The sequence below is a fragment of the Tessaracoccus sp. MC1627 genome, from assembly GCF_014164725.1.
Lineage (GTDB): Bacteria > Actinomycetota > Actinomycetes > Propionibacteriales > Propionibacteriaceae > Arachnia.
The window spans coordinates 124,944-138,504 of record NZ_JACJGA010000004.1 but is presented as its reverse complement, the minus strand read 5'-3'; the positions used below and the strand labels follow the sequence as shown (position 1 = coordinate 138,504).

The 13,561-nt window shown below is 62.7% G+C and carries 7 protein-coding genes; all 7 read right to left on the bottom strand.

The window, feature by feature from the left end; genetic code table 11:
• Window positions 1-325: 325 nt before the first annotated feature.
• Window positions 326-2,497: a BREX system Lon protease-like protein BrxL gene (brxL, locus tag H5399_RS09125; RefSeq protein ID WP_182782741.1), complete on the bottom strand. Its 2,172-nt coding sequence runs from the start codon at window positions 2,495-2,497 to the stop codon at window positions 326-328.
• Window positions 2,498-2,505: 8 nt separating this feature from the next.
• Entirely contained in the window at window positions 2,506-5,001 is a 2,496-nt protein-coding gene (gene pglZ / locus H5399_RS09120) for a BREX-1 system phosphatase PglZ type A (RefSeq protein ID WP_182782740.1), read from the bottom strand.
• Window positions 4,994-6,175 (bottom strand): class I SAM-dependent DNA methyltransferase, encoded by a 1,182-nt coding sequence (locus H5399_RS17585; protein WP_220490932.1) that lies wholly within the window; start codon window positions 6,173-6,175, stop codon window positions 4,994-4,996. The genes pglZ and H5399_RS17585 overlap by 8 nt, the downstream gene beginning before the upstream one ends.
• Before the next feature lie 207 nt (window positions 6,176-6,382).
• On the bottom strand, window positions 6,383-8,506 hold the full coding sequence (pglX, locus tag H5399_RS17580) for a BREX-1 system adenine-specific DNA-methyltransferase PglX (RefSeq protein WP_220490931.1): 2,124 nt from the start codon (window positions 8,504-8,506) through the stop codon (window positions 6,383-6,385).
• Window positions 8,506-11,985, bottom strand: coding sequence for a BREX system P-loop protein BrxC (brxC, locus tag H5399_RS09110; protein ID WP_182782739.1), 3,480 nt, complete (start codon window positions 11,983-11,985; stop codon window positions 8,506-8,508). Before brxC ends, pglX begins: the two co-directional genes overlap by 1 nt.
• 4 nt (window positions 11,986-11,989) lie before the next feature.
• A complete protein-coding gene (locus tag H5399_RS09105) occupies window positions 11,990-12,589 on the bottom strand; it encodes a DUF1788 domain-containing protein (protein WP_370585728.1) in 600 nt (199 codons plus the stop codon).
• Window positions 12,586-13,476, bottom strand: a complete 891-nt coding sequence (locus tag H5399_RS09100; RefSeq protein ID WP_255422220.1) for a DUF1819 family protein — start codon at window positions 13,474-13,476, stop codon at window positions 12,586-12,588. Before H5399_RS09100 ends, H5399_RS09105 begins: the two co-directional genes overlap by 4 nt.
• Between the last annotated feature and the right edge of the window lie 85 nt (window positions 13,477-13,561).

Sequence of the window (13,561 nt, the reverse complement as noted above, 5' to 3'; positions counted from 1 at the left end):
GAGTGCGCCACCGAATCGCCCATGCGTCCATCGATGCTGATGTCAAATTCCGTGCGGCGGCTCTAGATCTGACAGGCTCGAGCTTCAGGAGCAGACCAGGGAGACTGCTCAGGGGATCAAGCTCAACAGACCCGCTGAATCCCAAGAAGTGGATTCTTGTGTTCTGCAATGAGCTACGCGACTCGGTTGATCGGATCTGCTCTTAGTGGGGCATTACTCAGCACGAATTGCAAGACCGGACTTGACGACGGACTGCGCTAGCTCTCCACACAGGTTCAGATTCACGCTCGGGCACAGCGATCGGCTCGCATTCCGTCGGCCACCACTATCCGGACGCAGCACCCTGTCTCGCTTCCGGCGACACCCCCACTGATTCTCGGATGTAGGTGATGCCGAAGGCTTTGACCTCGCGGTACTTCTGATACTTGGTGGCGAGGTCGAACGGACTGTCGGACATGCGGTGGAAGATGTCAAGGCCCCGGCCTAGCAGGATCTTCCAACCTGTGTCGGTCGTGATGGAACGGTCGTGGATCGCCTGGGGTTCGGCGAACTCGACGTCGAGGACGATTCCCAGCACGCCGGCGCTCTTCTGGATCTGAAGCAGGTACTCGTACTGCTTCTGGCGCTTGACTGGGTCGTCCTGGAACTCGACCGTCACGAGCTTCAGGTTGACCTCGTCTGCCGGATCTTTGCCACGGGCGATGCCCTCTACGAGCTCCATCAGGTTCCTGGCCTGGTGGAACAGCCTGACGTAAGGGTCGACGATTGTGATCTGCGAGGCGCCGCGTAGATGTGGGACAAGCAGTTCACCGTACGAAACGCCCCGCTGGCCTTCGTGGTACTCCCGGTGTCCCTGGAAGAGATCGGGTGCCGGCGCGGGCGCGGCACTCTGGTCGGCCGAAGGCACGCCGGCCGGGGTTTGGGCACCGCCAAGCGGGTCGGTATCGGTGGGAGTCTCGGCAGGCTCAGGGTCCTCCTTGCGCCCCAGGTGGTAGTAGGTCGGATACTCGTCTTCCTCGAGAGTGGCGACGCTGTGCCATGAGCCCTCGTTGTCGAGGTAGCCGAACTTGACCTCCGGCATCGTGGAGTCGATTCGAAGGATCTGGTCCTTGACGCGCTTGCGGCCCTCGATGGCGAACCGAAGGAGCTCCTCGACCTCCTGGCTGCTGGCGCGGCCGTCGGGGTAGAGGATTTTCATCAAGCCGGAGAAGGTCTTGTGGATGCCGTCGCGGTCCCGGGTGGAGATGTCAGGCGACAGGGTGAAGTGCTGCTGGTAGCGGTCGGAGTAGTCCTGCGAGCGCATGGACTTGAGAACTTCGGCGATGTAGTCGACGACGAATCCGTAGCCGTTGGAGAACATCTCACCGCGGATGATGTCAACTTCCCAGCCGGGGATGTAGTGGTGGAGTCGGTCAAGGAACGCCGGGTCGTGATAGGCCTCGGGCAGCTCGTCGAACAGGTCGGAACGCTTGAGCATGTACGGCACGGTGTGTGAGGTGTTGCCCACGAACACCATGGACGCCTCGGCACCCAGGGTCTCGATACCCCGGGAAAACGACTTGTTCGCCATGTAGTTCTTCATGATGTCGACGAGAGCCCGGTCGGTGCGCTTCTTCTTGCCGGCGAACTCGTCGAACGCCACCACATCCCAGTAGCCGACCAGGCCGATGCGTCCGTTGGCGTTGTTGACGAACAGCTTGGGAACGGTGACCTCGCCCCCGGAGATCAGCATCCCGTGGGGTGAGAACTCCGAGAAGATGTGGGACTTTCCGGTGCCCTTGGGGCCGAGCTCGACCAGGTTGTAGTTCCGTTCGACGAACGGGATCAGGCGCACGAGCTGGAAGAACTTCCCGCGCCGGCTGAACATCTCGGGGTTGAAGCCGATCGACTGCATGAGCAGGTCGATCCACTCGTCGGTGGTGAACCCGCGTCGAGACTCCAGGTACTGGTCCACGTCGAATCGCGAGAGTTGGATGGGCTTGATCGAACCCAGGATCCAGGGAACGACCCGCTGGTCGTCGGTGTGGAAGTACTCGATGTCGCAGATGCACCACACTCCGCCCACCAGCAGCTTGGGGTGGGCCTTGATGATCGGCGAGTCGACGATGACGCCCTTGATGCCGAGGTTGGCGAACTCGGCTTCGTAGACGTCGGCCTTCTCGTTGAGGGTTACCGTGACCTTGTCGATGATCCGGTGACGCCCGCGCTCCTTGATCTTGGACTTGACCAGCTCGGACTCGCTGCGGTGGACGTAGTGCTCAGCGAGGATCTGGCGGACGGTGTCGATGCCGGCCTGGATGGTGGCTTCGTCGTCCGAGGCGGCGTACTGGCCCAGCAGGTACTCCAGGACGTAGGACGGCACGATGGCGTTGCCCTTGACAGCCTTGACAAGATCCTTGCGAACGACAACGCCACCGAAAAGGAGGTTGATCTTGTAGTCGAGGTCACTCTGTTGCGGCTCGCCGGCGTTGTGGGGCTCGTTCTGGGTTTCGCTCATCTCGCCTCTCAGAAGTCGAAGTCTGACGTGAAGGAACGCTTCAGTGTGTAGATGGTCTTCTCATAGACGCGCCACTGATTCGTGTTGGGGATCCGCTCCTCAAGGCGGAACTCGACAGCCCGGTTGTTGTAATCGTTGGCGTCTTGACTCAGCAGCATCCGCGGACTCTGGTAGCGGTCACGTGCGTCGGCTGACATCTCGTCGAAGGTCAGGTTGACGACGTTCGAGAGCAGCGTTTCGCCGGCATAGAGCCCCGCTCGGAGGGAGCGCGGCTGCACCTTGTCCCTGACCGGCTCTGACTGGAACAAGCGGACGACCACCTGCCCGGTCGTGATCTTGTCCGACTCAGGCAGGATCTTCACATTCACCGGCCGAACGTCGCTCCGGCGCTTCTTGTTGACCGCCAGCACCGGCACGACGATCTCCTGCAAGGTCGCCCCACCATGAACAAACCGCGATCCGCTGCCTGCCATCCGCAGGCGGTGGATCGACTTGGGGATCTGCACGTCCAGCTCGCTGTCCAGCCCGAGCTGGGCTGCTTTGAAGGTGGCGAAGGCGGGATCGACCTTGAGGCCTGTGCCCAGCACGAAGCGCTTGTTGACGTACTTGAGGTCGTCGCCCTGTGGCCTGGTCGACAGGAAGAAGGAGTCGGCCAGCGCCTCGTCCTGGAACAGGAAGCCGTGGTCGGCCGTGATGAAGATGTTGGTGGCGTTGGCACTGGCCAGCTTCTTCACCAGGTCGACGATGTCGCGCAGTGTGTCTTCCACGGCCTCGAACACCTGGCGCTCGGTGCCGAGCTTGTCTCCCGTGGCGTCGATCCGGTTGTGGTAGACGTACAGGACCCGGTTGGCCTTGTAGAGCTCGCGCCGCTCGTCGGCGGTGAGGGCCTTGAAGTCCTCGGCCTGGATCGCCGACCCACCGACCGTCTCCAGAAACTTGCTCCGGAGCGTGGTGTTGTAGGTCAGCTGGTCGTCGGCCAGCACGGTCTTGGCGTCGGCCGAGTGCTTGAGCGTCGCGTGCGGCAACAGGGCGGCCATACCGAGCTGGGTGTAGCTGGGCAGCACCCCCAAGACGGCCTCCAGGGTCGCATCGAAGCGATCCTCCTGCCTGATCAGCGAGCCGAGTTCGTCAGCCACCTCGTACCGCATGGCGTCGGAGATGATGACGACGGCCTTCTTCTCGCCGTCGCGCACGAGCGGTTCGACGTAGCGGGCATAGAAGTCGGTCTGGGAGCGCAACGCGGTCGAGCGCCACGTCTCGACCTGGTCGACCTGCTGCTGCCAGGCGTTGCCGAGCCCGTAGACGTACTTGTTGGTGTAGCGCTTCTCAACCTGCTCACGCAGCACTTCAAGGGGCCTGGGATACTCAGCTGTCCGGGCAGCGACGACGAACTGGCGGTAGAGCTGGTCGATGCGGAACCACTCGCGCCGGTAGCGCTCCAGACCGGTGTCGAACGACTGCATGGCCAGATCTAGCGCGGCCAGCTCGCCCAGCAGCTCCGAAGCGCTTGCCACGGCCGTGTAGAGCCGCCGGTAGCTGTCGATCCAGACGCTGCTCTGCCGCGCCCGGACCACCTCGGCCACCTCACGTGGCGTGACGGTCTGCTCCGCCACCGCGCGCGCCAGGTCACTGATGATCTTCTGGTCGGTCTCTTCGAACAGATCGACACTGATCAGGTCGCGGAAGCTGATGTCCTGGATCTTCGACTTGTAGTCCAAGTCCCTGGCGGCCCGCTTGGCGAGTGTGGACATGGCCTCCTGGCTGCGCCGGTCGTTTCGCAGGCTCGCGAAATCGAGCTGGATGTTCTGCAGCCCGCCCGGGCGATCCGACTTGAAGCCCTCCAGGGCTCGCTGGAAGATCCACAGCATCAGGTCGTCGATGCTCGGCGTGGGCGATTCGTAGCCGTAGATGCGGGCCACGCCCTGCCAGTAGAAGCCGTCGAGAACGTGGTCGACGAGGGCGTCGTACTTGGCGTGCGCGCCCTTGGCGTTCTCCGTCAGGAGGGTGCGCGTGATCTCCAGCAGGCTGTGCTCCCGCTGGCCGAGCACCACGGCGCTGATCTTGGCGCGCAGCCGAGCCGCGTCGTCGTCCGGGCTGAGCAGTGCCTTCAGACTCTGGACACGCTTGGCGGCGTTGAAGAACTTCTCGTGTGCGTGCACCACCTCGTCGATGCCCTTGCCCACCAGCCCGAGATCCTGGGCAACGAGCGCGGTGCGGTCGGCCGTGAAAATCCCGTAGGCCAACTCCAGATCGAGCAGCCAATCCCCGATGCCGCTCGGCACGTGACCCGAGCGATAGACGAGGAACTTCGTCGCCGGCTCGTCGTGCAACAACCGGTTCTTGACGGCGAACTCATCGTTGGCGACACGGATCGTCTGGATCCCCGGCAGGTCGAGGCTGTCGATTGCCGCCGCGTACTGCCCCTCCGGGTCATGCCAGAAGACGACCCGGCGGCTGTCGAACCAGCGCAGCAGGTGAGGACGGACGGCAGCGGCGTCACTCATCGCTGGCCTCAAGTCCGGGGATCTTCTTCAGGGCGGCACCGAACTTGGGGTAGTTCGCCTTGACGCCGTCGTCGAGGTCGATGGCGAGCTGACGAGAGGCCAGTGGGTACAGCACGTCGTGCTCGTACTCCTCGAGCTCGAGCAGCACCTTGCGCAGCCGATCGGACTCCTTCTGCGCGGCCGCCTGCTGACGCGGCGTTCCACCGCCGACCGCCAGGCGCTCCTGCTGATGCAGGCTCGACGTGAGCTTCGCCGTGAACTCCCGCAGGTACTCGTTGAGCACCGTCGAGACGGTGGACGGCGTGTAGCGGTGCAGGTAGATCAGGGCGTTGAATGACCCCTTCGGGCTGGAAAACAACCAGTAGATCGGGCGCTTCTTGTACCGCTGGACGTGGTCCTTGTAGAACGATTTCACGAAGTAGTCGCGGATGTCTCGCACGCCCAGCGACTCGGTGACGAAGCGCAGGTTCTCCTCGAAGTGCTGCTCCCCGAAGGCCACCCGGAGGAATGTGCGGAAGCGAGCGACAATGTCGTCCTCGAACCAATCGCTGTCCACGATGGGGATGACGTTGTCCTTGTCCGGAGCGAACGAGGGGTTCGGCACCTTGGCCAAATAGTCTCGCACGGTCGCGCCTTGGTCGCCCAGGATGAGCCCCGACTCGTCCACGCTGTAGCGACCGAACATGCATCCGACGGCGTACGAAACGAGGTCGATGAGGGTGTCTCGCATAGCGTCGCCGTCAGGATCGTTGGATGAGCCATGCTGGTATTCCGCGTTTCCAAATAGAGTGATTGAGGCCCTTAAAACGGGCGTCGACTCGCCTCCGTCCTCACCAAGTGCCTTGCCAACCTCGTCCTGGATTGTCTGTTCGATTTCACGGAGCTCGGTCGTAAGCGACTCCCCCGTCTCTCGATGCTTCGCGACCCACACCGAGACCGGCCCCCTAATCGGCTCAACGAGTGGCGAGAAAAACCCGGGCGCAGTCTCCTGTGATAGCCAATCCAAGCGCGCAATCTCGATCGCCCGCACGGCCAGATTCTCAATCTGCACACGATCCATAATAGGCAATGGCAGTCGCGCAAAATCGCCCGCCTTGAAGTGGTGGGTGGGATTGAGGAGATCGGCGAAATCAGACCCGAACTTCGAGTTCACAAGTGCAAGCGCGTAGAACATTGAGCTCCGGTCCTGCCGTGGGTATGCGCACAAGCCAGTTGCGTCAAACAAGAATCCTGGCGGGTAGTACCGCAATGCCAACCCGCGACTCGTGATGGACGACCAAGACACCGCCTCCTTGAAAATATACTCCAAGTTGAAGTTGTGCGCCCAAATCCGACCTCCGCCCGGGTGGAGTTTCGTCTGGAGTTCCTTTCCGTCGTCGTACTAGTCGACTAGGTACTCATCATGGCCATACCATCGCCGCGGCCCCCCACCCTTGTTATATGGAAACCAACGCTTTCCACTCGCGTGCGCCTCGTCACGCGATGAGGCGTCACGGACCACACCACTGGCGGAAACCTCCCACCAGAACCTGAGGTAGCGTGCGTTGTTTCCGGTTGCCATACCCTCACGAGGGATCAGGACGTCACCGAGGTACGGACCAGATGCAAGGGCCGACAGTCCAGCGTCCGACATCCAGTAGCACACCGGGGCGCCGGGTATGGCGAGAAAGTCACGCAGCTTCCGTCTGTGCACCTTCTGATCAGTGTCGATGGCCTTTCGAAGCAGTAGAGCTTTGCCAGCCTCGTTCTCTCCGTCTACGAGCCGCGCGAACCAGCACTCCCGCGAACTCTTGTCATTGGCCTTGAGGACGAAGGCGGCAGTGGCAGCTACCTCGCCACTGAGGCTGTCGAAGGCGCCCGGCCCAAAGTGCGCCACGAGCTCGAGCTGATGAGCCGCGAGGAGTTTGCTGCGAAGCGCTGAGAAGGCTGGCCGGAAGAGCCAGTTCTGCTTGGCTACCATCGCAATCAACCCAAACCGGGCGGTGAGTGTCTGACCACGATCAATGAAGGTGGCGAAAAGATCCGCCTTAGCGTCCGGCAGGTGATCTTGAATGAATGCCTCGAGCTGGCCGGACATATTTGACGAACCCATGTAGGGCGGGTTCGCAACGACGACGTGGTAGCCGCCACCGAGGTACTCCGCCTGGTGGATGACCCGCTCCGCCCAGTCGAGCGTGTCAGCAACGAGGATGTCACCGCCGTCGTCCAGCTCGGCGATGTGCCGTTTGAGGCGGACGGTCAGCTCGGGGTCCGGCTGGATAAGTGAGCCGAAGATGTCGGCACACTCGAACTGGTTCCAGAAGGCCGACTCGGCATGCTTGTCCCCATCGGGCGTCACTAGGAAGTCGATTTCATCCGGGGTGAAGCTGATCGGGTCGAGGACGCAGATGTTGGGCTCGACCTGCTTGTTGAAGAAGGTGCGCTGCTTGGCGCGGGCCTTCATGGTCAGGGCGAAGGCTGCTAGCGCTCCTGCTCGCGGGTCGATCTCTACGCCGAAGAGGTTGTTGGTCAGGATGAGGCCGGGGATCTCTGCAGGTGCGTAGCCCTCTTCTTCGTAGATGGCGTACAGCAGGTCGAAGGCGTAGGTCAGCATGTGCCCCGACCCGCAGGCCGGGTCAACGACCTTCAGCTCTTCAGGCCGGGCGATCTTGAGGAAGTCTGTCTCGTCGTCGACCGGGGCGATGTAGTACTCCATCTGGTCGACCAGGCGGGAGCCCGGGCGGTTGAGCATCCACAGCCGCCCGAGCGCGTTCTCGACGAGGTAGCGGACGATCCAATGCGGCGTGAACAGCTGGGTGGCTGCCGGGATCTCTTCGGCGCCGGCCTTCTTGTTCTGCTTGAAGCCGGCGAAGACCTCGTCCTTACGCTCCGAGATGTAGAACTGGTAGAGCCAGCCGATGACCTCGACGTCCTGGCAGACGTCCTTGGTCAGCACCTTGACCGCACGGCTCGGGACCGAGTCATCAGCCAGCAGGTTGCCCGGGATGAGCGACTCGGTGAAGTCGCCCTCCCGCTCGAACATGAACGGCATGACCCGATTCCAGTGACGGCAGTAGTCCGCGAGCAGCAGGGCGTACGCCTCGCCCTGGGCATCGGCGCTCCGACGGGTGCCGTTGAGCAGACTCGTGACGGTATCGCGAGTCTTGACGCCGACCACAGAAGCTTCGAAGTTGCCTCGCTTGGCCTCGGCCAAGATCTCGGGCTGACCGCCGACGCCGGCCTGCGAGGAGACGACACCGACACCGGTGTAGCCGTTGGCGTCCATGAAGCGCAGGGCGACGATCCGGTTGAACCAGGTGTAGGCCACCTTGTCGGCGACCGCGGCCCTGCCCTTGTCGCCCCCACCCGCCGCCGTGACGGCCTTCTCTAGTGCCTCCACGGACTGTGGCTGTTCCACCCGCTCGGCTGACGCGGGGCCCAGCAATACGGCAATCCGGGCTGTCACCTCGCGGATGAGCTCCTTGCGTGCCCAGGTGGCGAACGACTTCAGCGGTGCGGTTTCCATCAGAGAGAGATTCGCTTTCCGTCGTTCAGGGTCTTGACGAGCGCGGCGCGGAGGACGCGGAGGTAGCGGTCAACGTCCGCCTCCGTCTCCAGCACTCCGGAGATGCCGATGGCGGAGATGGTCCTGACCGATACCGTCTGTATCGGGAGTGGCGGCGCCTCGTCATCGCCGGCGCCCTCTCCCGGCTGTGAAGCGGCCAGCTGGTCAAGCAGGCTCGGGTAGACGGTCTCCTCGAAGCTCGAGCCGGTCTCCCGGATGAGGGCGATCTGATTCTGGGTGCGGACACGGACGATCGTCTGGTCGACGTGTCGCAGCACTCTCGTCTGGGCGTCGGGAGTTGCCTTCGCGTAGAAGGCGCTCTGCTCGATCTCGGCCTTGCGTTCCTCGATCGCTTCGATGACGCTAGCGCGGTTGTCAGCGACGACCTGGTCAATCTGGGTGCGCAGCTGGTCCGCGGCTTGCTTGAGCTGGGCCATCTTGGTTCCCCGGAAGGCATTCGAGTCGTCCAGGGCGGCTCGCACTGTGGCGTCGCTGCCGGAGGGCAGGTAGCCGAGGTTGCCAGCGTGGGCGGTCAACAGGGCGAGGGCGTCGTCGTAGATAGCTCTTTGGCCGCCGCTGATGAAGGCCTGGATCGGGTCGATGGTCGATTCTTTGGCATCGAGCAGGTCATCGCCGAGGTTGAAGTCGGTCAGGTACCAGTCGTTGGCCTTCCCGACCACTTGGTCGAGCAGGTCGATCGGGCCAGAGAGCTGGCTGACGAACGGGTACTTGGAGCTGGTGATCGTGGCCTTGAGCTCGTCGCGCTTGGCCTTCAGCTTGTCAGCGCCGTGGCGCGCCAACTCCAGCGGGTCCTTGGGGGCGTTGGGCTCGTCGAAGAAGTCGGTGCAGAACTTCCGGAAGGCTGCGACCTTGCGCTCGTCGAAGGTCTTCTGCGGGGACACCACTGCGTGGGCGTGCTTCTGGGTGTTGCGCAGCGCGGTGGCGACCTCGGAACGCTTGAGGAGGTTGCCGTCCACGGTGAGGGTGACCTTGGAGGTCCCGATCAGGTAGGCGATCAGGACTTCGATCGACGCCAGGTCCCAGCCGTAGGGCTTGGCCGTGAAGGTGTCGACGATGGTCTTGACCGTGACCTGTTCGCCGAGTGTCTCCTTGCGCAGGACGAAGGACAGCACCTCCTCGGACGGCGCGAAGAGCTTGCTGGCCTCAGCGGCGTCGAACAGGCCGCCATCGGGGTTGGCTGCCCCAGCGACCTGCTGCTCGCTGTACGTTCGCCCGTCGAGCAGCTTGAGCTGGGTGTAGGTGCGGCTGACCAGCTCCTGAAAACCTTCGGTCACCCGAACCAGCGCGTCCTGCGAGCTGGAGCTGATGTCAGCGGCGTTGATCACCAGGGTGGACTTGCCCACCGAGGCCTTGACCCGCTCAATCAGCTCCTTCTCCCGCCCCGTGTTCTGCGCACCCTTGGTCTGCAGGATCTGGCCCTCGATGGCCGAGATCGAAGTGCCCTGCTTGCGCTTGATGTACTTCTCGGTCTTGATCAGCACCCGCAGGTCCGACAGCACCCGCGCATCGGGCTCGAGAATGACGCGCAGCTCGTCCTTGCCCGCGCTGTGCATGCGGATCTCTTCAGGCGAGTACGGGTACTCCGGGGAGATGAAGTGGACCGACAGCTCCTTCTGGGAGCCGTGGGCCTGGTCGTCCAGTTTGAACCCGAACGGGAAGTCCTGCCCGTTCTTGGCGTAGCGGATCTTGCTGGTCTTGATGACATCGCCGGACAGGATCCTGAACAACCGACCGCTGACCTCGGAGCCGTCGATCTCGACGTTCTTGATCTCCTCCTCGATGACCTGCTCTTCGTTGGTCAGGTACTCGTAGGTGTTGCCGCTGCGCTGAACGTACGTCTGCGTCTCCAGCACGGTCAGTGCTTCCTTGACCTGCTCCGACAGCGCTGGCAGGTCGAGGCCGAACCGGTCGTACACCAGCACCGTCAGGTTGCGGGGGGTCGCCTGGAAGCTCTCGACGTACTTGACCAGGAACAACGCCTTGAGCAGCCGGACCGCAAGGGGGTTGTCCAGGTTGCGCTCGGCGACGTCGATCGAACGCTGAGCTGCCGATTTCAGGGAGGCACGGATGCCGGCGAACATGCTGTCGAACGTGGCGAGGTGGCCGACCTCGACGTTGCCAATGTCCTTGGCGACCTGCTGGACGACGCCGAGCATCGAACGCTCACCGACCGAGCTGTTACGCCCCTCGAAGACGTTGTGATCGGAGATGCCTTCGATGGCAGCCTGGAACAGCGGGAACTGGTAGCTGACGAACGGGTAGGTGCCGACGAAGTGGGCTTCGTCGGTGTAGTTGCGGTAGCTCTTGGCCCCGTCGACGAAGTTGAACAGTGTCTTGAAGTTGGCGTGCTGCTCGGCGTAGATCACCGACAACGCACCAACCCCGACATCGTTCTTCTCCAGCAGCCGCTTGCGAATGACCTCCTCGACGTCCGCGCTGGTCAGCTTGAGCCGGGTCTTGAACCGCGCTTGGATCTTGGAGAAGTCGTTGCCCTGTTGGCGGGTGCGGTCGCCGAGGACTTTCTCCATGTCTTCCTGGCTGGTCACGAACACCCATGCCCGGCCGCCGCACTTGGTGTTGAGGGACTCGGCGATGGTCTGCAGGTTGAGCATCAGCTTGGTGTCTGAGCCGATGAACTGCCCCACCTCGTCGACGAAGAAGTTCAGGCGGAAGCTTGGGTCTGACTGCTTGTCCAGCCAGGATTTGACCTGGTCGGCGAAGTCCTCGATCGAAACGGAGTACGAGGCGCTGTACTGCTGGATGACCCCGCTGTGGGCCTTGCCGTCGACTTCGGTGAAGGCACGATCGATGCTCGGTCCTTCGAGCGCTGTCTGTTCGCGTCCCTGGGCCCACGGGATGCCGGAGATGCGTTCGAACGCGTCCTGGAAGGCCTGATACTGGCCCCGGTTGTCGAGCTGGCGCTCGAAGCGAGCGACGTGGCCCTGGTTGCCGTAGTAGCCCTGAGACTCGTCGAAGACCTTGACGAACACTTTGAGCAGGGCGTCGTTCTGGTCCTTGCTGATCAGGGTGGCCTTCTGGTCGATGTTGAACAGCAGGCTCTTGGCGGGGATCCGGTCAGCCTTGTTCAGCACCCCCGGAAGGAAAGCGTCAGGAGCCTTCGATCGGAAGTTGTCCGAAACGTCCTGGCGCGAGAAGTCCTGCCCTTCGACGTCACCCAAGAGGTGGGCGAGCATCTTGAGCATGTGCGACTTGCCAGAGCCGAAGAAGCCGGAGATCCACACGCCGTTGCCGTTGGTGTAGGAGGTGTACTCCTCCAGCAGGATCTCCAACCCCTTGGCGGCCTCGTTGGTCAGCACATACTCGTCGACCTCAGTGGCCAGATGCGCAGCGTCATCAGCCTTGATGACGCCCTCGATCGGGCGCTGGATGTCCTTGGCGAAGATCTGGTCGAGCTCCATCAGCTCACGCCTCCTGTTCCAAAATGTTCTTAGCTCGGTAGTACTGGTCGTCCTTGAGCCGGCCGAACAACACCAGCGACGAGCCCAAGGTGTCGGACTGCTCATAACGGCCCGGAAAGAACATCAGCATCGGTTTGCCCTTGACCACCGACTGCAGGTTGTTCAGCACGTTGTGGGAGCGGATGTAAGGGAACACCTCACCGATACCGGTGAGGAAGAAGATGTCGAACTCCTCCTGCGCAAGCCGGTCTCGGATCGCGGGAGCGATGTGGAGCTGCGGGTCGAGCATGCCCTGGAGCAATTCGCGGAAGTCGGCCTTGTCCTGGTCGGGCTCGACCGCCAACACCCGGTCCCAGACCTTCCGCCCCTTGAGCAGCTCGACCGACAAGTCGTAGAGGTTGATCTCGAAAACCTTCACCCCAACAGCGGCTAGCCGGTTCTTGACCCGCTTCTTCGCCCCCGCCACAGCGAGCACCGCCTCGGGCGGATAGGGGTAGATGAAGAAGGGAACCTCATTGCCCAGGCCTTCCATCTGCAAGAAGCGATTGCCCCTGAGAACAGCGACCAGGTGCTCCTCCTGCTCGGGCAGTGTCTTGGGGATCACAGCGCCGTCACCTCTCCAGCCATCGGCCGGATCGGGAAGAATCGCAGGTCACTTGGCGTGTGGGAGCCCAGCGCAACAGAGAGTCGCTCCGACAACAAGGCGGGCATGATGCGCCCAGCCACCGACAGCAACCCTGCCTCCTTCAACATCCGGAACACATTCGACCTCAACTTCCGTAACGTCGAGTCCTTGATCTCCACCAACTCCTCGTGCCACAACGCCTTACTCCGAACGAAGCTATCGAAGTCCTGATGACCCAGAGTCGGCGCCAGGAGCAGGAACCGCTCGCGCAGCACTTCCTCGGCGAACTCCCCAATGAGCTCGTACCGGCGGCAGGCGGCGGCCCACATCAGGTGGCTCCTCTCGGACGCGGTGACCTCGGTCACGAGAGCCACCTCGTCGTCAGTCAATGCCGAAAGACGCTTGACCGTCTCCCGGACGAGGCGGATACCAGTGCTGTGGGTCCTCACCTGCAGCACGTTGCAATCCAACGCCAAACAGCGGACCTCTTCCCAGTCACGGTGCTGGGCATACAACGGCGCAAGCAGTGCGGCCTCGCGGGCGAGAAGGGTGCCCGTGGTGAAGGACAACGAATAGCACACAGGGACCACCGATGCTGCGGCGTCGTTCATCGATCCCTCCTCCAGTCTCGGGTCGTCGTCAGAATCTCTCCACCCGGCATGCCCATAACCGGCCTGCATCAGGTGACCCCGATCGGCTATAGCTTCCACGACGACCCTAGCGGGCCCATGCGACACTTCCTGGCTGTCCCCGTCATCCAGCGAACGGGCGGTTGCCTGCAGAGGCCACGTCCCTACCTGTGAACCCGGGAAGTCTTCGCCGTCCTGATGATCGCGCTCGCCGGATCGAGCACATCCAACGTCCATCACGGCCCCCGCGATACACCGACAACCCCTGTCACGCCCTAGAACCCGCCCTGCCCGAGTGCCGGTATGTACCCCCGCCCTTGAT

Coding starts and splice junctions, on each gene's coding strand:
- pglX (WP_220490931.1), bottom strand. CDS start 8,506: ATGGAAACCGCACCGCTGAAGTCGTTCGCCACCTGGGCACGCAAGGAG.
- H5399_RS09100 (WP_255422220.1), bottom strand. CDS start 13,476: ATGGACGTTGGATGTGCTCGATCCGGCGAGCGCGATCATCAGGACGGC.
- pglZ (WP_182782740.1), bottom strand. CDS start 5,001: ATGAGTGACGCCGCTGCCGTCCGTCCTCACCTGCTGCGCTGGTTCGAC.
- brxL (WP_182782741.1), bottom strand. CDS start 2,497: ATGAGCGAAACCCAGAACGAGCCCCACAACGCCGGCGAGCCGCAACAG.
- H5399_RS17585 (WP_220490932.1), bottom strand. CDS start 6,175: ATGTTCTACGCGCTTGCACTTGTGAACTCGAAGTTCGGGTCTGATTTC.
- brxC (WP_182782739.1), bottom strand. CDS start 11,985: ATGGAGCTCGACCAGATCTTCGCCAAGGACATCCAGCGCCCGATCGAG.